The sequence below is a fragment of the Coleofasciculus chthonoplastes PCC 7420 genome, from assembly GCF_000155555.1.
Classification (GTDB): domain Bacteria; phylum Cyanobacteriota; class Cyanobacteriia; order Cyanobacteriales; family Coleofasciculaceae; genus Coleofasciculus; species Coleofasciculus chthonoplastes_A.
On record NZ_DS989861.1, the window covers coordinates 152,636 to 154,100 of the forward strand.

At 43.5% G+C, this 1,465-nt stretch carries 1 protein-coding gene; it reads right to left on the reverse strand.

The genetic code is table 11. The features are described from left to right. Nucleotides 1–1,292 (reverse strand): AAA-like domain-containing protein (locus tag MC7420_RS25515; protein WP_044209692.1); only part of this gene is annotated, 1,292 nt, incomplete at its 3' end. Nucleotides 1,293–1,465: the final 173 nt, after the last annotated feature.

Below are 1,465 nucleotides of genomic sequence, written 5' to 3' on the forward strand. Positions count from 1 at the left end.
CGATCGCAGGTTTGACTAGCGGCTAAGAATTGATAATCTAAGTCACTCAAGCTTTTGCCCTGAGACCAGTCTTGGGCATCTTTTAATGCTTGTCCGCGCAAGAGTCGTGATGAATCCTGAAAATGGGAGGCAACCCAAGCGGCTAAGGCTTGAGAGTAAGGGCGCAGATGGGTAAATTGGGCTTCAACCCATTGCTGATTAAAAATGGCAGGATAAATTCTATTTTTTAGGTTTAATTGTCCTTTTTCTTTTAGAACTAAGCCCGATAAAAGTAATTCTGTTTGTTCGCGGCTATCATCGGTAGCGATATCAATACCCTGTAAAATTTGTTGATAAATACCCAGTAATCTACCCGCCCGTGCTTCGTTTCTCAACAGGCGATCGCGGACAGTACGTAGGTGTTCTGGTTCATCCTGAGATTCCCAATGGCGAATGATGCGATCGCGTACCACGGATTCAACCCAAAAGGCTTCAGTACCCGGTGGGATTTTTAGATCATCTCTCACTGTATTTTGCGCCACGTCTAGCACCAGTTGACATAGCTTTTGGGTTAAAAAAGGTTGCCCTCCTGTCCAGGCTAATATTTCTTTAATAATGGCTTCAGGTTTAGCAAATTGTTGGCTGAATCCTTGGGTTAAGGGTTGGGCTTCGTCCAGTTGAAAGCCGTGCAGTTCTATGGCTTTGCCAATATTAAATGGCGTGCGCTTTTTGTCGGCAATTAAATCGCTGGGTGTGGCGACACCAAAGATGGCAAAGGTGAGGCGATTGTAGTCCGATTCTAGACTACGTTGATTATAACAAAATCGAATTAGGGCAAAAAAGTCATCAATAGGAAAATTCAAGCTTAAAATACTATCAATTTCATCGATGAATATAATAATGTTTTTGGTAGGGAAATGAGTTAAAAGGATTTCGCTGATAAATTTATTAAATCGTTGAGGCAACGAAATATCTTCTTGCTCCTGCCACCATTTTTTTAGATTAACCGTTTTAAACAGTTTAAATTTGCGAGTTAAATCCAGAACTAATCCCTTATACCACTGATCAGGCGTAATCGTTTCCGAACCTATCATGGTCATATCAAGCGTGGCACATTGGAATCCTTCTTCTTGCAAGCGATGATGGGTTTGAACTAATAGAGACGATTTTCCCATTTGCCGACAGTTGAGAACATAGCAAAACTCACCCTGTTTTAGAGCATGATACAGTTCGCGATCGGCTTTTCGTTGAACATAGGTGGGAGCATCTTTGTGTAGACTCCCACCGACTTGATAAAGGGAAGTGTTCGTCATTTGTCATTTGTCATTCATCAGGGGTAACACGCTCGGTGTGTCTTATGCAATAGGGTAATGGGCTATAGAACTTTTGTCCCCCATCTTCCCCATCTCCCCCAGCTTCCCCAGCTTCCCCAGCTTCCCCAGCTCCCCCAGCTCCCTCATCTCCCCCATCTCCCTCATCTCCCTCA